The organism is Bradyrhizobium sp. 613_E4_N2_2, assembly GCF_052075995.1.
GTDB classification, from domain to species: domain Bacteria; phylum Pseudomonadota; class Alphaproteobacteria; order Rhizobiales; family Xanthobacteraceae; genus Bradyrhizobium; species Bradyrhizobium barranii.
The window spans coordinates 4,623,805-4,640,584 of sequence record NZ_CP197234.1 but is presented as its reverse complement, the minus strand read 5'-3'; the positions used below and the strand labels follow the sequence as shown (position 1 = coordinate 4,640,584).

Genomic DNA, 16,780 nt, shown 5'->3' with positions numbered 1-16,780 from the left:
ACCTCATTGGAATCAACATGCCGCTCCATTCCAGCATCGATACGTCTTCATCGGACTTTGCGCGCAATTCCGAGGCCATGCGCGGGCTTGTCGCGGACTTGCGAGAAAAACTGAGCCAGGTCGCCGGCGGCGGCGGCGAGGTCTCGCGCAACCGCCATACCTCGCGCGGCAAGATGCTGGCGCGCGAGCGCGTCGACCTGCTGATCGATCCCGGCACCTCGTTCATGGAGCTGTCGCCGCTGGCGGCGTACGGCCTCTATGGTGGTGACGTGCATTCGGCGAGCGTCATCACCGGCGTCGGGCGCATCGCGGGCCGCGAATGCGTGATCGTCGCCAACGACGCCACCATCAAGGGCGGCACTTACTATCCGATGACGGTGAAGAAGCATCTGCGCGCGCAGGACGTGGCGCGGCAGAACAATCTTCCCTGCGTCTACATGGTCGATTCCGGCGGCGCCTTCCTGCCGCTCCAGGACGAGATCTTTCCGGACGAGCGCCATTTCGGCCGGATCTTCTACAACCAGGCCCAGATGTCGTCGCAGGGCATCCCGCAGATCGCGATCGTGATGGGCTCCTGCACCGCCGGCGGCGCCTATGTCCCCGCGATGTCGGACGAGAGCATCATCGTGCGCAACCAGGGCACCATCTTCCTCGGCGGCCCGCCGCTGGTGAAGGCCGCGACCGGCGAGGTGGTGAGTGCCGAGGAGCTCGGCGGCGCCGACGTGCATTCGCGGCAATCGGGCGTGACCGACCACTACGCCCAGAACGACGCCCATGCGATCGGCATCGCCCGGCGCATCGTCGGCACGCTGAAGCCGTCGGTGCGGCCGAACCTCAACATGCACAAGCCGCGCGATCCGCTGTTTGCGGCCGAAGAGATCTACGGCGTGGTGCCGGTCGACGGCCGAAAACCGTTCGACGTCCGCGACATCATCGCCCGCATCGTCGACGGCTCGGAGTTCGACGAATTCAAGAAGCTCTACGGCACGACGCTGGTCTGCGGCTTCGCCCATGTCTGGGGCTATCCGGTCGGCATCATCGCCAACAACGGCATCCTGTTCAGCGAGAGCTCGCTGAAGGGCGCGCATTTCATCGAGCTGTGCTGCCAGCGCGGCATTCCCTTGGTGTTCCTGCAGAACATCACGGGCTTCATGGTCGGCAAGAAGTACGAGGCCGGCGGCATCGCGCGCGACGGCGCCAAGCTCGTCACGGCGGTAGCGACCGCCTCGGTGCCGAAATTTACCGTCGTGATCGGCGGCTCCTACGGCGCCGGCAATTACGGCATGTGCGGCCGCGCCTATTCGCCGCGCTTCCTGTGGATGTGGCCGAACGCGCGCATCTCGGTGATGGGCGGCGAGCAGGCCTCGATGGTGCTGAGCCAGGTTCGGCGCGACAACATCGAGGCCAAGGGCGATAGCTGGTCGAAGGAAGAGGAAGATAAGTTCCGCGAGCCTATCCGCGCGCAATATGAGAGCCAGGGGCATCCGTATTACGCGACCGCGCGCCTGTGGGACGACGGCGTGATCGACCCGGCCGACACCCGCCTCGTGCTCGGCCTCGGCCTCTCGGCGGCGTCGAATGCGCCGATCGAGCCTACGAAATTCGGCCTGTTCAGGATGTGATGCGATGGACCGTTCAATGCTCTACCGGCGTTTTCGCACGCTCCTGATCGCCAACCGCGGCGAGATCGCCTGCCGCGTCATCCGCACCGCGCGAGCCATGGGCCTGCGCACGGTCGCGGTCTATTCCGAGGCCGACCGCGACGCGATGCATGTCGCGCTCGCGGACGAAGCCGTGCTGCTCGGTCCGGCGCGGGCGCGCGACAGCTACCTCAGTGTCGAGCGGCTGATCGAGGCCGCGCGAAAGACCGGCGCGGAAGCCGTGCATCCCGGCTACGGCTTCCTGTCCGAAAATGCCGAGTTCGCGCGGGCCTGCCTGGAGGCGGGCCTGGTGTTCGTCGGCCCGACCGCCGCGATGATGACGGCGATGGGCTCGAAGTCCGGCTCCAAGGCGCTGATGGAGAAGGCCGGCGTGCCTCTGGTGCCTGGCTATCACGGCGAGGCCCAGGACGATGCGACGCTTTCGAAGGCCGCGGACAAGATCGGCTTTCCCATCCTGGTGAAGGCGTCCGCCGGCGGCGGCGGCCGCGGCATGCGTATCGTGCGCTCGGCGGACGAGCTTGGACCGGCGATCGTCAGCGCCAAGCGCGAGGCCAAGGCCGCGTTCGGCGACGACCGCATGCTGATCGAAAAATATGTCGACAATCCCCGCCACATCGAGGTGCAGATCATCGGCGACAGCCACGGCAATCTGCTGTCGCTGTTCGAGCGCGAATGCACGCTGCAGCGCCGGCACCAGAAGGTGATCGAGGAGGCACCGTCGCCGACGCTCAATCCAGCCCAGCGCGAGACCGTCTGCGCCGCCGCGCGAAAGGCGGCCGGCGCGGTCAACTATGTCGGTGCCGGCACGATCGAGTTCGTCTCCGACGGCAAGGACGTGTTCTTCATCGAGATGAACACGCGTCTCCAGGTCGAGCATCCCGTGACCGAGTTGATCACCGGCATCGATCTGGTCGAATGGCAGCTGCGCGTCGCATTCGGCGAGGCGCTGCCGCTGAAACAGGACGAGCTCCGGCTCAATGGCCACGCGGTCGAGGCGCGCGTTTACGCGGAAAATCCGACCAAGAACTTCATGCCGTCGGTCGGGAGGATCTCGACCTGGCGCTTGCCGGCGGAAACCGGCGGCCTGCGCATCGACGCCGGCTATCGCGAAGGCGATACGGTCTCGCCCTATTACGATGCGATGCTCGCAAAAATGATCGCGTGGGCGCCGACGCGGGACGTCGCGATCGAACGGCTGAACCGCGGGCTGCAAGAATCCGACGTCCGCGGCATCGTCACCAACATCCCGTTCCTGTCGGCGCTGATGACGCATCCGAAGGTGCGGTCCAATGCGATCGACACCGGCTTCATCGAGCGCGAGCTGGCGGTGCTGACGCAGGCCCCGCCGGCGCCCGGCGAGCTCGAGCTGTGCGCGGCAGTCGCCGCTGTTATCAACGACGAGCGGCAGGCCGCGCAAGACGAGGCGAGTTCGCCCTGGCAGACCTTCGGCTGGATGCCGGTCGGTCGCCGCCAGCGCAGCTTTGCCTTCCGAGTCGGCCATGGACCTGAACAGAAGATCACGCTGAACTATGGCAGCGGGCCGTCGACGCTGGTGACCGGCGAGCGCGAATTGGCGTTCACGATCGCGCCGCGTGACGGCTGCTTCGATCTGACGCTCGATGGCGTCAAATCGCAGGTCGCAGCCGTGATCGACGGTCACGAGCTGTATTTGCGCACACGCAACGGCCGCTTCGACCTGCATTGGGTCGATCCGTTCGGCGGCGAGAGCGAAGAGCATGTCGGCGAGGACAAGATCGCGGCGCCCCTGCCGGGCACGGTCGTCGCCGTGCTGGCCGAGGAGGGCGCCAAGCTCGACAAGGGCGCGCCGATCCTCACCCTGGAAGTGATGAAGATGGAGCAGACGCTGCGCGCTCCCTACGCCGGCGTGCTGAAATCGATCAAATGCAAGGTCGGAGACATCGTCCAGGAGGGCGTCGAGCTCGCCGTGGTCGAGCCATCGGGAGAGTGAGATGAGCGATCCCGTCCGCATCATCGAAATGGGGCCGCGCGACGGCCTCCAGAACGAGAAGACGCCCGTCAGCGTCGAGGCCCGCATCGCCTTCGTCGAGGCGCTCGTAGCCGCTGGCCTCACCACGGTCGAGGTCGGCGCCTTCGTCTCGCCCAAGGCGATCCCGCAAATGGCGAGCTCGGACGCCGTGCTGTGCGGCGTCAGCCGCGTCAAGGGCGCCGAATTCCACGTGCTGGTGCCGAACGAGAAGGGCTATGACGCCGCGCGCGCTGCCGGCGCGCAAGTCGTCTCCGTGTTCGCGGCGGCCTCGGAAGGGTTTTCGCGCGCCAATATCAACTGCACGGTCGCGGAGTCCATCGAACGGTTCAAGCCGGTGCTGGCGCGCGCTCAGGCGGATGGCGTCAGGGTCCGCGGCTATATCTCCTGCGTGCTGGGCTGCCCGTTCGACGGCGAGATCAAGCCGAAGGCGGTCGCCGATCTCGCCAACACGCTGTGGGAGCTCGGCTGCTACGAGATCTCGCTCGGCGACACCATCGGTGTCGGCACGCCTGATAAGGCCAAGGAGATGCTGCGCGCGGTTAGCGCCAATATCCCGCCGGCAAAACTCGCGATGCATTTCCACGACACCTACGGCCAGGCACTCGCCAATCTCTATGCCGGCCTGGAGGAGGGCGTCCGCGTCATCGATTCCGCCGCCGGCGGCCTCGGCGGCTGCCCCTACGCGCCGGGCGCGACGGGCAATGTCGCGACCGAGGACGTGGTCTACATGCTCGAAGGCATGGGCGTCAGAACCGGTGTCGACATGGACAAGCTGCTGGCGGCCACGAACGAGATGAGCGGCGTGCTGGGCAAGCCGCCCGTGAGCCGCGTAGCCTCCGCGCTGAACGCGAAGAAGAAGCGGGCTGCTACGTAGCTTTGTAGGGTGGGCAAAGGCGCGTAGCGCCGTGCCCACCATCTCTCCGCGATTTTGATCTCAAATGGTGGGCACGCTTTCGCTTTGCCCACCCTACGAGACCTTCGCCTAGGCCGCCTTCAGCCCGACATCCGGCAGGCGCGGCCGGTTCTTGAGCGCCTTCGCCATCATGGCCTCGACCTCGGCCTTCTCCTGCGGCAGCAGCGCGAGGCGGGGCGGGCGGGTCAGCGCGGTGCCGCGGCCCATGATGTGCTCGCACAGCTTGATGCACTGGACGAGGTCGGGGCGTGCGTCGAGGTGCAGCAGCGGCATGAACCATTCGTAGATCGGCATGGCTTCCGCAAAGCGGCCGGCCTTGGCAAGACGAAACAGCGTCTCGCCCTCGCGCGGGAAGGCGTTGGACATGCCGGAGACCCAGCCCACAGCGCCCATGGCGATGCTCTCGACGATGACGTCGTCGAGCCCTGCGAACAGCACGAAGCGGTCGCCGACCATGTTCCTGGTGTCGATGAAGCGCCGCGTGTCGCCCGAGGAATCCTTGAAGCAGACGACGGTCTCGACGTCGGCGAGCGAGGCCAGGATGTCGGGGGTGACGTCGTTCTTGTAGATCGGCGGATTGTTGTAGAGCATCACCGGCAGGTCGGTCGCGCTGGCAACCGCGCGGAAATGCGCGGCGGTCTCGTGCGGCTTCGACGAATAGACCAGCGCCGGCATCACCATCACGCCGTCGATGCCGACGCGCGCGGCTTCCTTGGCGGTCTCGACCGCAAAGGCGGTGGTGAATTCGGCGATGCCGCACAGTACCGGCACGCGGCCTTTCGCGACGGATTTCGCCGTCTCCATGATCGCGACCTTCTCCTTGCGCTCTAGCGAGGTGTTCTCGCCGACCGAGCCGCAGACGATAAGGCCGGAGACGCCGTCGCGGATCAACCCGTCCATGACCTTGGCGGTCGCGTCGATGTCGAGCGAGAGATCGTCGTGGAATTGCGTGGTGACGGCCGGGAAGACGCCTTCCCAGGAAACGCGGCGGCTCATGAATTGACTCCAAGTGAGTTTGCCGGCGGGGGGCTGGATCCACCGGCTGTGGTGAAGAGGATGGCGAATGGGATCAGAGCGTCGCGCCGACCTTGCGCAGCTCGGCGAGAACAGGTGCCTTGGGCAGCCAGATCTTGTCGAACTCGGCGATGACAGCCTCGGTGTCGCCGGGCGGGACCTGGCGGATCGGGATCGGCGCGTTCTTGAAATTCTCGATCAGCGCGGGCTCGTTGGAGGCCAACTCGTCGATCTGCGCGTCCAGCGTCGACTTCACCGTCTTGGCGATCAGCTCGCGGTCGGCTGCGGGGAGCGTCTGCCAGACCCGGCCCGAGACCACCGCCGCCATCGGCATGAAGACGGCGTTCATCTGCAGGATCACCTTGGAGACCTTGTCGAAGCGCTGGTTCCAGGAGAATTCGAGATCGGCCTCGAGGCCATCGACCTGGCCGTTGGCCATCGCGTCGAACACCTGCGGCGTCGGGATCGGCGTCGGCGCGGCACCGAGCGACGAATAGAAATCGCGATAGACCGGCGTCGGGTTGATGCGCAGCTTCATGCCCTTGATGTCGGCGAGCGAGTTCAGGTCCTTCGAGGAGAACACCGCGCGCATGCCGGTGATGCCCCAGCCGAGGCCGATGGTACCGGTCTCCTGCGGCAGCACATCGAACAGCTTCACCGCCGCCGGATGCCGCACGAATTTCGCGACCGCAGGCGTCGAGCGGACGATGTAGGGCGCATTGATCGCGGCGATGTGTGGCACGCGCGAGCCGAGCTCGGCGGCCTGGATGAAGCCCATGTCGAGCGCGCCGGACTGCAATTGCTGCATCATCGCGGGCTCGTTGCCGAGCTGGCCGGAATGGAACACGGTCAGGGTGAGCCGGCCGTTGGTCGCGGCCTTGAGATCGTCGCCGAATTTCAGCGCCGCCTTGTTCCAGGAATGGCCATTGGGCGTGATCAGGCCGAGGCGGAATTCCTTGGCCTGGGCAAGCGCCAGCGAGGGCGCGAACACCGAGGCGGCGGCGCTGGCGGCGAGAAAGCGGCGGCGTGAAAGCGGCATGGTCGGGCTTCCTTTTGAACGGGCCTATTTGATGAGGATCAGCGAGAGCGAGGGGTAGAGCGAGAGCAGCACCAGCAGGACGCAGGAGATGACGAAGAAGGGCAGCGTCACCATGAACATCTTGCCGGGCTTGGCGCCGGTGACGGCGGCCGCGACGAAGAAGCAGAGCCCGACCGGCGGCGACAACAGGCCGAGCACGAGGTTGATCACCACCACGACGCCGAAATGCCTGGGATCGATGTGGTAGACGTCGGTTGCAACCGGCAGCAGGATCGGCACCGTCATGATCAGGCCGGGAATGCCATCGATCACCGTGCCGATGATCAGCAGGATGACGTTGCAGATCAGCATGAAGCTGACCGGGTCCTTGGCGGCGGACTGGATCCAGCCGGCGGTTTCCTGCGGCACCTTGCCGAAGATCAGGACCCAGGAGAACACCGCCGCGGCCGCCACCAGGAACAGCACGATCGCCGAATAGATGGCGCTGCGCAGCATCATCTGCGGCAGCTGCGAGAACTCGAATTCCTTGGTCCAGTATTTCCCGACAAGGGCGGCGGCGACCGCGCCGACGGCCGCGGATTCCGTCGCATTGGCGAGGCCGCTGAGGATGGTGCCGACGATGACGATCGGAATCAGCAGGGTGGGTGACGTCCGCAGGATCGTCATGACGCGCTGGCGCGGCGTCTGATAATCGGCACGGGGATAGTTGTAGACATATCCCATCAGCGCGATGACGAGGCAGAACATCACCGTGAGGATGACGCCCGGCACGATGCCGGCGATCAGCATGTCGCTGACCGAGACCTGCGCGAGCACGCTGTAGACCACGAACATCACCGACGGCGGAATGATCGGGCCGAGCATGCCGCCATAGGCGGTCAATCCCGCCGCGAAGGTCTTGTCGTAGCCCTTCTTCTCCATCTCCGGGACCATGATCTGCGCCATGATCGCGACCTGCGCGGTCGCCGATCCCAGGATCGAGGAGATGAACATGTTGGCGAGGATGTTGACGTAGGCGAGCCCGCCCTTCAGCGAGCCGACGAAGGCCATCGCCATGTCGACGATGCGCCGCGTGATGCCGCCGCCGTTCATGATCTCGCCGATCAGGATGAAGAGCGGAATGGCGATCAGGCCGTAGCTGTCGACGCCGCCGAACAGCTGGAGCGGATAGGACTGGAACAGCACCGGATTGCCGGATGCTGCGATGTAGACGAGGCCGGCGAGGCACAGGCAGAGGCCGATCGGCACGCCGACCAGCATGATCGCGACGAAGGCGGCTGACGTGATCATCAGTTGACCCCGTCGAGTTCGGAGAGCGCAAAGCCCTTCGGCGGCGTGCGCGGGACCAGCTCGAGATCCTCCAGCAGGTTGGCGAGGCCGTGGATGGTCATCGAGACCGCGAAGATCGGCAGCGTCAAATAGAGCACCCAGGTCGGCCAGTTCAGCGTCTGGGTGTGCTCGGTGTAGAGGAAGTTGAAGGTCTCGGCCGCGAGCTTGCGCCCGTCGAAGCCGGCGCGCGCAAGGCCAATCGGGTCCATCCAGAGCATGCAGGTCACGATCAGCGCGATTCCGAACACGACGACCATGCCGGTCGAGATCACCTTTGCGATCTTCTGGTGCCGCGGCGAAAGACGGTCCGTCAGCATGGTGACCGCGAAATCGAGCCGCAGCCGCGTCATCGCGGAGGCGCCGACGAACGTCAGCCAGACCACGCAATAGACCGCGGATTCATCGATCCAGTAGATCGGGAAGCGCGCGTAGCGGGTGACGACGTTCACCAGGATCAGGCCGGTGAGCAGGTACATCAGGCCCATCAGCGCGACGCGCTCGACTGCGAGCAGGCCACTGGACGCGCGGACGACCGTGTGTCGAACGCTGAATGCGCGCGTGGCCGGCATCGTCTGCTCGATCATGAAAGAGGCCCCGACCCCTGAGAAATCTCGTGCTATCGGCAAATGTATAATTTATACATTTTGAGTGTCAAACGGAGATTGCGGTCATTTCGGCGGCAGGACGCGCTTTTGCTGGGCACTGGCTTTTGCCGGGCCGCGCACTTTTGTTGGGCCCCTCAACATGCAAGAGAGAGACCGCTTCGGCCGGATGAGTCGGGAAGGACAACAGAAGGTCAGATGAAACAGCCTCTGAAGCATCGCACGCTGTCGGCCGCGATCGTCGACCAGCTCAGACAGGCGATCCTCGACGGCACCTATCCAGCCGGATCGCAGCTACGGCAGGACGCACTTGGCGAGGCCTATGGCGTCAGCCGCATCCCGGTGCGCGAAGCGCTATTCCAGCTCGAGGCCGAAGGCCTGGTGCGCATCGTCCCGCAGAAGGGCGCGATCGTCTCGGAGCTGTCGCTGGACGAGATCAACGACGTGTTCGATCTGCGCCGGATTTTGGAGCCGCGCCTCCTGGCGCAATCGGCGCCGCGTTTCACCGCCGATGATTTCGAAGGGCTCGACGACATCCACAAGCAGTTCGAGAAGGCGATCAAGGCGCGCAATGTCAGCGAATGGGGGCAGCTCAACGCCGACTTCCACATGGCGCTCTATGTTCACGCCCCGCAGCCGCGTACGCGCGCGATCGTGCTGTCACTGCTCCAGACCAGCGACCGCTACACGCGCCTCCAGCTCTCCAACACCAAGGCGATGGGGACAGCCGAGAGGGAGCACGCCCATCTGATCGCGCTTTGCCGTGCGGAGAAGGTCGAGGAGGCCTGCCGCTTCCTGGAGCGGCACATCGAGGCCGTGCGCAAGGATCTGTTGCAGGTGGTGGCCGGCAGCACGATCGCGCCGAAGTCACGGCGGAAGGATAAATCGTAGAGATCTTAGGGTTAGCTCGTAGGGTGGGCAAAGCGAAGCGTGCCCACCACTTTTATCGGGATCGAGGAGAGATGGTGGGCACGGCGCTGCGCGCCTTTGCCCACCCTACGGCAATTGCGATTGCCTCTACCTGCTCCCGTCCGGCCCCATCACCAGGTCCGGCAGCCCGGTCGAGATTCCCGGGAAGAAGCACAGCAGCAGCACCGCGAGCATCATCAGCAGCACGAAGGGCAGGGTGCCCCAGATCACCTCGCGCAAGGGAATGTCCGGCGCGACGTTGCGGATGACGAAGATGTTGAGGCCGACCGGCGGATGGATCAGCCCCATCTCCATCACGATGGTCATGACTACGCCGAACCAGATGATGTCGAAATTGGCGGCGCGGAGCGGCGGCAGGATGATCGGCGCGGTCATGAGAATGATCGAGACTGGCGGCAGGAAGAAGCCGAGCACGACGACCATGACGAGGATCGCGAACAGCAGCTCCCAGCGCGGCAGGTGCATCGCGACGATGGATTCGGCGACCGATTGCGAGATGTGCAGATAGCTCATCACGTAGGAATAGAGCAGCGACATGCCGATGATCATCATCAGCATGGTCGATTCCCGGATCGTCGACTTCAAGATCGGGGCGAGGTCGCTCGGCCGCCACACGCTGTAGATCGCCGCGATCAGCGCCAGCGCGAGCAGGCCGCCGAGGCCGGCGGTTTCCGACGGCGTCGCGTAGCCGCCATAGAGCGCGATCATGACGCCGGTGAGCAGCAGCACGAAGGGGATTACACGCGGCAGCACGCTGAAGCGTTCGGCCAGCGTGTATTCGTCGCGGGCCAGGATCGCGGCCTCAGGCCCGCCTTTCTCAAAGATCGCCTGCGCCGCGGCATATTCCTGGCGGAAGCGGATCACCGCATAGGCGCCGAACAGCGAGACCAGCAGCAGGCCGGGGCCGATCCCGGCGAGGAAGAGCCGGCCGAGCGATTTTTCGGCGGCGACCGCGAACAGGATCATCGTGATCGAGGGCGGCAGCAGAATGCCGAGCGTGCCGCCGGCCGCGATGATGCCGGCAGCAAATCCGCCGGAATAGCCGCGCTTGCGCATCTCGGGGATGCCGGCCGATCCGATCGCCGAGCAGGTCGCGGGGCTGGAGCCCGCCATCGCCGCAAACAGCGCACAGGCGAACACGTTGGCGACGCCGAGGCCGCCGGGGACGCGATGCAGCCAGGCATGCAGGGCCGAATAGAGATCCTGGCCGGCGCGCGATTTACCGATCGCGGCGCCCTTCAGGATGAAGAGCGGGATCGACAGCAGCGTGATCGAGGCCATTTCCTCGTAGACGTTCTGCGTCACCGTATCCAGGGACGCGGCCGGCATGTAGATGCCCATGAACACGACCGCGACCGCGCCGAGCGCGAACGCGATCGGCATGCCTGAGAACATCACGACCAGCGTCGCGATACCGTAGGCGAGGCCGATACCGAAAACGCTCATGGACGCCTGGCTCCTGCGAAAGGCAGCGCAAGCTGCACGAGGATCTGGATGCAGAGCAGGCTCATCCCGAGCGCCATCAGCGAATAGGGAATGGCGAGCGGCGGCGACCACATCGAGTTTGAGACCTGGCCGTCGACATAGGCTTCATGGGTCAGCGTCCAGGACTTCCAGGCGAAAAAGGCGCAGAACAGGAACGTCGCGGCATCGACCAGCCAGAGCCTGATCCGGTTCGCGAGCGGCGACAGCAGGCCGACAAAGGCCTCGATGCCGATATGGCCGCGGTTCTGCTGCACATAGGCCGCCGTCATGAAGGTGGCGCCGACCAGGAGGAATACGGCGGCCTCGTCCTGCCAGTAATTGGCGGCCTTGAACAGAGCGCGGCTGAGCACGCTGTAGCTCAGGATGGCGCAGGCCGCGATCAGCGCGATCGCTGCGAACACGACGATGATGGTGTTGAGGACGGCGAGACCGCGATCGATCGCCGCCGCAAGGCCGGTCCCTGCGGCAGCGTTCGCTTGGTCGTCACGATCCGGAAGCGGACCGTGGCTCATGCGCCGACGTCGGAGGCGAGCTTGAGCAGGTTGGCGGCGGTCGCGGTCTTGGCGCCGTAATCCTTCCACGCGGTGTCGCGGGCGATGTCGCGCCATTTGCCGACGGTGGCGGCATCGAGCGCACTGACCTTGGCGCCGGCCTTCTCGTAGACCTTGGCGACCTCGACGTCGTCGTCCTGCGCGCCCTTGCGGCCGAAGGCTTCGAGCTCGGTGCCGACCGCGAGCAGGACGTCCTGCTGGTTCTTCGGCAGCTTGTCGAAGATCGCCTTCGACATCATCAGCGGCTCGAGCATGAACCAGTAGGAGGCACCCGCACCCGAGGTCAGCGACTTCGCGACCTCTTCGAGCCGGAACGAGATCAGGCTGGTCGAGGAGGTGATGCCGGCATCGCAGGCGCCGGTCTGCATCGCCGCGTAGATTTCGTTCGACGGCACCGAGAGCACCGAGGCGCCGGCGGTCTGGAGCACCATGTCCATCTCGCGCGAGCCGCCGCGCACCTTCATGCCCTTGGCATCTTCAGGGGCGACGATCGGTTTGGAGCGGCTGGCGACGCCGCCGGCCTGCCACACCCAGGTGAGCAGGATGATGCCCTTGTCGGCGAGGAAGTCAGTCAGCGCCTTGCCGACCGGCGCCTTCTTCCAGCGCATGCCCTGGTCGTAGGTGGTCACGAGGCCCGGCATCAGGCCGATATTGGTCTCCGGTAGCTCACCACCGGCGTAAGGCATCGGATAGAGGCTGATGTCGAGCGCGCCCTTGCGCATCGCGGAGAACTGCGCGTTGGTCTTGATCAGCGAGGAGTTCGGATAGATTTCTGCAGCGATGTCGCCTTTGCTGCGCTTGGCGACTTCAGCCGCGAACATGCGGCAGAGCCGGTCGCGGAAGTCGCCCTTGTCGATGGTCCCTCCCGGGAATTGATGCGAGATCTTCAGCGTGGTCGCGGCATGCGCGGTACCAGTGCCGAAGCGAAGAATGGCGGGTGCGGCGACGGCGGTCGCGATCAGATGACGGCGCGTGAGCATGGTGTATCCCCTTGGACGGCCCTTGGCCGGTTCTTGTTTGGTGTGAGGTGGGCTGGGTCCTTGAGACCAGCGCATAGGTCCATCCTAGCCGGTCTCTCACCCAATATTCTCTCATCTGATAGTTCGAGACCGAATGCCGGGGCAAGTGCCGGCCTTGCTGCAGTGCACACGGAACATCCTCGCAGCCGGCCCGCAGAAATTTTGTCAGTGGGCGCGTAACAACGCCAGCGGGCAATCCGTCGAGATCAGATAGCGGCGTCCGTCGCTGACAAACACCATCTCGAAGGGAAATCACTCATGACCATTCGCACCCGCATCGTGCTCGGCGTCTCGGCTGCCGCTCTGTCGCTTGGCCTCGCGCTGTCGCCGGCCGCTTTTGCCCAGGACAAGATGGGCAAGGACGACGGCATGATGAAGAAGGACACGATGTCCAAGGACGGCATGAAGAAGGACACCATGTCCAAGGACGACGGCATGAAGAAGGACCACATGTCGAAGGACGGGATGAAGAAAGACGACGGGATGATGAAGAAGAACTGATCTTCCGCCGTCGTCGCGGCGTCTGCGAAGGCAGACGCGCGCTTGGAAGTCCGAGGGCGGTCACATGGACCGCCCCCAGCGATGTTTCAGTTCAACTTCACTTGAACGCGACGTGAGTTGAACGTGACTTGCGAACGTTACTTCCGCTTGGCCTTTCGGGCAGCGTAGCGGGCGTCGCGCTTGGCCTTTTGCTCGGCCTCGACTTCAGCCTGCTTGGCGATCGCTTCTTCCGCTTCGCGGGCGATACGCGCGGCTTCGGCCGCTGCAGCTTCTTCCGCAATACGCTTCTGCTCGGCCTTCTCGGCTTCGCGCGCGGCCTTTGCCTCTGCGCGCTTGGCCGCGAGCGCCTCGCGCTCAGCACGACGTGCCGCCACCGCCGGATCATCCAGCCCGGGCTGCGACTTGAATTTGTTCAAAAGATTTTTGCGCGCTTCCTGCGCCGCCTTTTGCCGGTCTGAAAACCCGGGTTCCCTAAATCCACTCACGGGCCTTGCCTTCCTCGCTTTCAATCCTACATCGGTGACTGTTGGTACGTCGGCTGGGCATAGCAGGCACCACGCGACGCAGAAGCGTGTACATCGGCGCGCGTCGCGAAGCCACCCATAATCGCAGCCGATCAGGTAGACGAAAAATCGCCACCACCGACGATCTCTCGTAGCCCCGAAAAACTGCCGAATTGTGATGTCCTTCATAGAGGACCACACGGAGCGGCGCCTAGCGTCCGCCCGGTACGAGACGGAGCACGGGCATGATGATCTCAAGACTGAGCCCGAAGGCGCTCGCAATCGCCGTCGCGGTGGTCGCCTTGGCTGGCGTCGCACTGTTGCTCGCCCGCCCTAAGCCGATCGAAAGTGCCGTCCTCGGCGCGGATTGGGAATGCACCCAGACCGCATTCTTGCTGACGACCTGCGCACCTCGGGCCACTCCGGCGGTCGAAACCTCGCGCAAGGATGCGATCCGGCAGACCCGGGGCTGAACGATCGACCGGGATGTGACGCGACGTCGCAGAGGTGGTAAAGCCGGCTCACCCCTGCGATCGGCCAGTCATGTCCAAGTCTGAGTCCAAGCCCGAATCCAAGCCCGAACCGGGCAAAAAGCCCAAATCCCTCGCAAAACCTCAATCCGGCGACAACCGTCGTGGTGCGATTGCCGGATTGATCATCGCGCTCGTGATCCTCGGTGTCGGCTGGTGGCTCGCCCGCGATCTCACCGCGGCCAGCAAGATGCAGGACTGCCTGATGTCGGGGCGGACCAACTGCAATGTGATCGAGCCGGCGCGCTAGAGCGGTTCCGCCGCGCCCCCAGGGCCGAAAATTGCCGTGATCTTAATCATTTGTAACGGGACTTAGCCGACCAAAGCAGGTCAGTTATGTCCGCCGGCATCAGCCAGGCGCGAGGCGAATCGTCTATCGCGCTAGGCACCACGGCAATCGCGAGAGTAGGGGGTTAAGCACGCATGAGTGCGTCCAGCCGCATGAAGATCATTATTCCCTTGGTTTCGGCCATGTCCCTTGTCGCGCTGTCGGCGCAGGCACAGGACTCATTGCCGCCAAGACCCCAGGCCCAGCCGCCTGCGGGGCCCGGCGCGGGCGCGCCGCCCCAGAACAATCAGAACATGCGCAAGGGCCCCCCGCCGCAGCAGGCGGCCCGGCCCGCGCAACAGCCCGGCGGCCAGCCCCACGCCGGCGGCCCCGGTCCCGGCCCGCACGGAGCAGGTGGCCCGCCGCCCGGACGCAATTACGCCAGGGGCCCCGCACCGGAGCGCGACTGGGGCGGACACGCCTATCGCGGCAATCGCGCCTGGGATGGCGGGCGCTGGCGCCACGAGGTCCGCAACGGCCGCTCCGGCTGGTGGTGGGACGTCGGCGGCGTCTGGTACTATTATCCGCAGCGGATGGCCGGCCCGCCGGCCTACATCTCCGAGGATTACTTCGACGACATGCCGGTGGCCTATGCTCCGGCGCCGCCTCCCGTCGCCTACGAACCGCCGCCGCCTCCGCCACCGGCTGATCCCGGCGCAAGCGCGCTTGGCGGCGCTATCGTCGGCGGCGTGCTGGGCGGCCTGATCTCGGGCAACGCCTCGGGCGCGGCCGCGGGTGCCGTGATCGGCGGCGCCACCGGCGCGATCGCCGGCGCCACGGCTGCCTCGCGGCCCGGCTATTATTTCGCCCAGGGCAATTGCTACTACCGCTATCCGAGCGGCCAGTATGTGCAGGCCGATCCTCGCGCGTGTTACTGAGGCTTCAGGCAAGGTCTGAAACAAGGAGGCGGGCGCAGGCCCGCCTCTTTTTGTCTGGGCAACGTATTGCTTGCTGAAGCGATACTGATCGCTTCGCGCGTCACACCAGCCAGTTGAAGAACGCGATCGCGGCCCAGACCAGGCCTGCGATCCAGGCCAGCATCACGATACCGATGGTGGCAAGAAACGTGGCGCCGAACAGGTCGGGCCTTGCGCGTCGCGTTGGGACGTGAGCCTCGGCTGCTGCTTCCTGTGTCATGATGGACCACCCATGCCCTCTCGCGGTGGTGCGAGCGGTTGAGTTCTGTTTAGCCGAGACGCCGGTTGCAGGCTGTGACGCACTTCACAGATGCGTCAGGGTGGGTTCGGACGACGCGAAGCCACCCCGCATTCATACGGACGAAATTGCCATCGGTCCGTCCATATCGGTCGGTTAGGTTCGGCCTCATGTGCCCCAAGTACGACCCACAGCACGAAGCCGAGGCGGCGATGAAGCGGGCCGCGGCGTCCGCCGACGGCGCCGACCGGCAGAGACTGATCCAACTGGCTCTGGCCTGGCATCAGCTCGCCCGCGACCGGCGCGACGAGCAGACGGACTAATCGCATCCTCGGCGAGATCTCGCGTCAATGGCCGGCCGAGGTCGGGACGCTGGTTGGCCTGCATGAGAAAGCCCCGTGCTCGGGGGGACAAGCACGGGGCCCTTCAAAGCCGACCGGGGCTGGCGGGTCGGCACCACTCCATTTCGTTGCAGCCAACGTGCTGGTCGTGATCTCGTTCGCGGCGCTACGCATTTCGTCGCGCCGTGGTTCGCTGCGACTGACGTTGCGCGGTTAGGAACATCCGTTCCCCGTCGACGTTGGCCGGCTATGACAGACCCCGAATTGCGCGCGCAGTCTTTCGAGATCGCCTGGAAATATCTCGACCAATCCGGCCTGCTCACCGGTGAGCCCAATGATTCAGCCCGCTTCATCCTGAACAGGATCGACCGGTTGATGCTGCGCGGCGAGCGGCGCAGGCTGCTGCTGTCGAACGCCGCGATCGATGCGTACCGATTGCGGCCCTTGCTCGTGACCTCGGATGCATGAACGAACCGAGCCAGCGAAACGCGGCATTAATGAATGCGCGCTGCCGATTTTTGCGATGACGATTCGTGCTTTTGGAACGAAGCGGAGTCGGACCGTGAACAAAAGAAAGGCCGCTTAGGCGTCGGCTGATCTGGTGCTGCGCCTGACTCAATCGATCGCCAGGCAGTGCTCCAAATGTGGCTCCGAGTCCGCCTTCTGGCGGCTTGGACGCGCCCAGGCCTGAATAGCGAAGGCGAGTTGATGCTGACTGGCCGCCGCGTCCGCAATGGAAGCCCGCGCCGTCTCGATGCGCCGTGTGATCACGCTGGAGTTCACGACGCCAGCGTCGATTGCCAAATACGACATCGCGATCACGGCAACCGCAGATGCGATAGCCATTCTCGTCCACTCGGTTGGCAGCATC

The 16,780-nt window shown here is 65.0% G+C and carries 20 protein-coding genes; 10 read left to right on the top strand and 10 right to left on the bottom strand.

The window, feature by feature from the left end:
* Positions 1-17 precede the first annotated feature (17 nt).
* Genes AB7290_RS22275 through AB7290_RS22265 form a run of 3 tightly spaced genes read left to right on the top strand, consistent with a single transcriptional unit; the run spans position 18 to position 4,543 of the window.
* Positions 18-1,622: a carboxyl transferase domain-containing protein gene (locus AB7290_RS22275; RefSeq protein ID WP_085401251.1), complete on the top strand. Its 1,605-nt coding sequence runs from the start codon at positions 18-20 to the stop codon at positions 1,620-1,622.
* Positions 1,623-1,626: 4 nt separating this feature from the next.
* Positions 1,627-3,630, top strand: coding sequence for an acetyl/propionyl/methylcrotonyl-CoA carboxylase subunit alpha (locus AB7290_RS22270; RefSeq protein ID WP_085401252.1), 2,004 nt, complete (start codon positions 1,627-1,629; stop codon positions 3,628-3,630).
* A 1-nt stretch (position 3,631) separates the two neighbouring features.
* Positions 3,632-4,543, top strand: a complete 912-nt coding sequence (locus AB7290_RS22265; RefSeq protein WP_085401253.1) for a hydroxymethylglutaryl-CoA lyase — start codon at positions 3,632-3,634, stop codon at positions 4,541-4,543.
* 108 nt (positions 4,544-4,651) lie between these two features.
* On the opposite strand, the gene AB7290_RS22260 is transcribed toward AB7290_RS22265, so the two are convergent.
* The 4 genes from AB7290_RS22260 to AB7290_RS22245 form a co-directional block, all read right to left on the bottom strand.
* Entirely contained in the window at positions 4,652-5,578 is a 927-nt protein-coding gene (locus tag AB7290_RS22260; RefSeq protein WP_038936091.1) for a dihydrodipicolinate synthase family protein, read from the bottom strand.
* Positions 5,579-5,651: 73 nt separating this feature from the next.
* The gene (locus AB7290_RS22255) at positions 5,652-6,635 is read right to left on the bottom strand and encodes a TRAP transporter substrate-binding protein (RefSeq protein ID WP_038936090.1); all 984 of its coding nucleotides are present in this window, start codon (positions 6,633-6,635) and stop codon (positions 5,652-5,654) included.
* A gap of 24 nt (positions 6,636-6,659) precedes the next feature.
* Positions 6,660-7,925, bottom strand: coding sequence for a TRAP transporter large permease (locus tag AB7290_RS22250; RefSeq protein ID WP_028161334.1), 1,266 nt, complete (start codon positions 7,923-7,925; stop codon positions 6,660-6,662).
* Positions 7,925-8,533: a TRAP transporter small permease gene (locus AB7290_RS22245; RefSeq protein ID WP_085401270.1), complete on the bottom strand. Its 609-nt coding sequence runs from the start codon at positions 8,531-8,533 to the stop codon at positions 7,925-7,927. Before AB7290_RS22245 ends, AB7290_RS22250 begins: the two co-directional genes overlap by 1 nt.
* 231 nt (positions 8,534-8,764) lie before the next feature.
* Here AB7290_RS22245 and AB7290_RS22240 point away from each other — a divergent pair, with 231 nt between their 5' ends.
* Positions 8,765-9,457 (top strand): GntR family transcriptional regulator, encoded by a 693-nt coding sequence (locus AB7290_RS22240; RefSeq protein ID WP_085401255.1) that lies wholly within the window; start codon positions 8,765-8,767, stop codon positions 9,455-9,457.
* Between the two features lie 126 nt (positions 9,458-9,583).
* Here AB7290_RS22240 and AB7290_RS22235 read toward each other — a convergent pair whose 3' ends face one another.
* Genes AB7290_RS22235 through AB7290_RS22225 form a run of 3 tightly spaced genes read right to left on the bottom strand, consistent with a single transcriptional unit; the run spans position 9,584 to position 12,512 of the window.
* Positions 9,584-10,942: a TRAP transporter large permease gene (locus AB7290_RS22235; protein WP_063983437.1), complete on the bottom strand. Its 1,359-nt coding sequence runs from the start codon at positions 10,940-10,942 to the stop codon at positions 9,584-9,586.
* Positions 10,939-11,493, bottom strand: a complete 555-nt coding sequence (locus AB7290_RS22230) for a TRAP transporter small permease (protein WP_063983436.1) — start codon at positions 11,491-11,493, stop codon at positions 10,939-10,941. Before AB7290_RS22230 ends, AB7290_RS22235 begins: the two co-directional genes overlap by 4 nt.
* Complete coding sequence (locus AB7290_RS22225) at positions 11,490-12,512, bottom strand: TRAP transporter substrate-binding protein (protein WP_063983435.1); 1,023 nt, start codon at positions 12,510-12,512, stop codon at positions 11,490-11,492. Before AB7290_RS22225 ends, AB7290_RS22230 begins: the two co-directional genes overlap by 4 nt.
* A gap of 297 nt (positions 12,513-12,809) precedes the next feature.
* Here AB7290_RS22225 and AB7290_RS22220 point away from each other — a divergent pair, with 297 nt between their 5' ends.
* Positions 12,810-13,052: a pentapeptide MXKDX repeat protein gene (locus tag AB7290_RS22220; protein WP_028150975.1), complete on the top strand. Its 243-nt coding sequence runs from the start codon at positions 12,810-12,812 to the stop codon at positions 13,050-13,052.
* A 137-nt stretch (positions 13,053-13,189) separates the two neighbouring features.
* Here AB7290_RS22220 and AB7290_RS22215 read toward each other — a convergent pair whose 3' ends face one another.
* The gene (locus tag AB7290_RS22215) at positions 13,190-13,537 is read right to left on the bottom strand and encodes a DUF6481 family protein (RefSeq protein WP_071914157.1); all 348 of its coding nucleotides are present in this window, start codon (positions 13,535-13,537) and stop codon (positions 13,190-13,192) included.
* A gap of 263 nt (positions 13,538-13,800) precedes the next feature.
* On the opposite strand from AB7290_RS22215, the gene AB7290_RS22210 reads away from it, so the two are divergent.
* From AB7290_RS22210 to AB7290_RS22200, 3 genes are all read left to right on the top strand, one after another.
* Positions 13,801-14,028, top strand: coding sequence for a hypothetical protein (locus tag AB7290_RS22210; protein ID WP_028150973.1), 228 nt, complete (start codon positions 13,801-13,803; stop codon positions 14,026-14,028).
* Between the two features lie 70 nt (positions 14,029-14,098).
* Positions 14,099-14,335, top strand: a complete 237-nt coding sequence (locus AB7290_RS22205) for a hypothetical protein (protein WP_085401256.1) — start codon at positions 14,099-14,101, stop codon at positions 14,333-14,335.
* Positions 14,336-14,508: 173 nt separating this feature from the next.
* Entirely contained in the window at positions 14,509-15,291 is a 783-nt protein-coding gene (locus AB7290_RS22200; RefSeq protein WP_085401257.1) for a hypothetical protein, read from the top strand.
* Between the two features lie 100 nt (positions 15,292-15,391).
* Here the strand turns inward: AB7290_RS22200 and AB7290_RS22195 are convergent, their stop codons facing one another.
* A complete protein-coding gene (locus tag AB7290_RS22195; protein ID WP_028161343.1) occupies positions 15,392-15,550 on the bottom strand; it encodes a hypothetical protein in 159 nt (52 codons plus the stop codon).
* A 188-nt stretch (positions 15,551-15,738) separates the two neighbouring features.
* On the opposite strand from AB7290_RS22195, the gene AB7290_RS22190 reads away from it, so the two are divergent.
* Positions 15,739-15,891 carry a hypothetical protein gene (locus AB7290_RS22190; RefSeq protein WP_014495428.1) on the top strand — a complete coding sequence of 51 codons (153 nt, stop codon included), beginning with the start codon at positions 15,739-15,741 and terminating at the stop codon, positions 15,889-15,891.
* A gap of 267 nt (positions 15,892-16,158) precedes the next feature.
* The gene (locus AB7290_RS22185) at positions 16,159-16,377 is read left to right on the top strand and encodes a hypothetical protein (RefSeq protein WP_085401258.1); all 219 of its coding nucleotides are present in this window, start codon (positions 16,159-16,161) and stop codon (positions 16,375-16,377) included.
* 147 nt (positions 16,378-16,524) lie between these two features.
* Here AB7290_RS22185 and AB7290_RS22180 read toward each other — a convergent pair whose 3' ends face one another.
* Complete coding sequence (locus AB7290_RS22180) at positions 16,525-16,755, bottom strand: hypothetical protein (protein WP_354075498.1); 231 nt, start codon at positions 16,753-16,755, stop codon at positions 16,525-16,527.
* Positions 16,756-16,780: the final 25 nt, after the last annotated feature.

Excerpts from the sequence above, each read along its gene's own strand:
- AB7290_RS22275 (WP_085401251.1), top strand. The coding sequence starts at position 18 with ATGCCGCTCCATTCCAGCATCGATACGTCTTCATCGGACTTTGCGCGC.
- AB7290_RS22270 (WP_085401252.1), top strand. The coding sequence starts at position 1,627 with ATGGACCGTTCAATGCTCTACCGGCGTTTTCGCACGCTCCTGATCGCC.
- AB7290_RS22265 (WP_085401253.1), top strand. The coding sequence starts at position 3,632 with ATGAGCGATCCCGTCCGCATCATCGAAATGGGGCCGCGCGACGGCCTC.
- AB7290_RS22260 (WP_038936091.1), bottom strand. The coding sequence starts at position 5,578 with ATGAGCCGCCGCGTTTCCTGGGAAGGCGTCTTCCCGGCCGTCACCACG.
- AB7290_RS22255 (WP_038936090.1), bottom strand. The coding sequence starts at position 6,635 with ATGCCGCTTTCACGCCGCCGCTTTCTCGCCGCCAGCGCCGCCGCCTCG.
- AB7290_RS22250 (WP_028161334.1), bottom strand. The coding sequence starts at position 7,925 with ATGATCACGTCAGCCGCCTTCGTCGCGATCATGCTGGTCGGCGTGCCG.
- AB7290_RS22245 (WP_085401270.1), bottom strand. The coding sequence starts at position 8,533 with ATGCCGGCCACGCGCGCATTCAGCGTTCGACACACGGTCGTCCGCGCG.
- AB7290_RS22240 (WP_085401255.1), top strand. The coding sequence starts at position 8,765 with ATGAAACAGCCTCTGAAGCATCGCACGCTGTCGGCCGCGATCGTCGAC.
- AB7290_RS22235 (WP_063983437.1), bottom strand. The coding sequence starts at position 10,942 with ATGAGCGTTTTCGGTATCGGCCTCGCCTACGGTATCGCGACGCTGGTC.
- AB7290_RS22230 (WP_063983436.1), bottom strand. The coding sequence starts at position 11,493 with ATGAGCCACGGTCCGCTTCCGGATCGTGACGACCAAGCGAACGCTGCC.
- AB7290_RS22225 (WP_063983435.1), bottom strand. The coding sequence starts at position 12,512 with ATGCTCACGCGCCGTCATCTGATCGCGACCGCCGTCGCCGCACCCGCC.
- AB7290_RS22220 (WP_028150975.1), top strand. The coding sequence starts at position 12,810 with ATGACCATTCGCACCCGCATCGTGCTCGGCGTCTCGGCTGCCGCTCTG.
- AB7290_RS22210 (WP_028150973.1), top strand. The coding sequence starts at position 13,801 with ATGATGATCTCAAGACTGAGCCCGAAGGCGCTCGCAATCGCCGTCGCG.
- AB7290_RS22205 (WP_085401256.1), top strand. The coding sequence starts at position 14,099 with ATGTCCAAGTCTGAGTCCAAGCCCGAATCCAAGCCCGAACCGGGCAAA.
- AB7290_RS22200 (WP_085401257.1), top strand. The coding sequence starts at position 14,509 with ATGAGTGCGTCCAGCCGCATGAAGATCATTATTCCCTTGGTTTCGGCC.
- AB7290_RS22195 (WP_028161343.1), bottom strand. The coding sequence starts at position 15,550 with ATGACACAGGAAGCAGCAGCCGAGGCTCACGTCCCAACGCGACGCGCA.
- AB7290_RS22190 (WP_014495428.1), top strand. The coding sequence starts at position 15,739 with ATGTGCCCCAAGTACGACCCACAGCACGAAGCCGAGGCGGCGATGAAG.
- AB7290_RS22185 (WP_085401258.1), top strand. The coding sequence starts at position 16,159 with ATGACAGACCCCGAATTGCGCGCGCAGTCTTTCGAGATCGCCTGGAAA.
- AB7290_RS22180 (WP_354075498.1), bottom strand. The coding sequence starts at position 16,755 with ATGGCTATCGCATCTGCGGTTGCCGTGATCGCGATGTCGTATTTGGCA.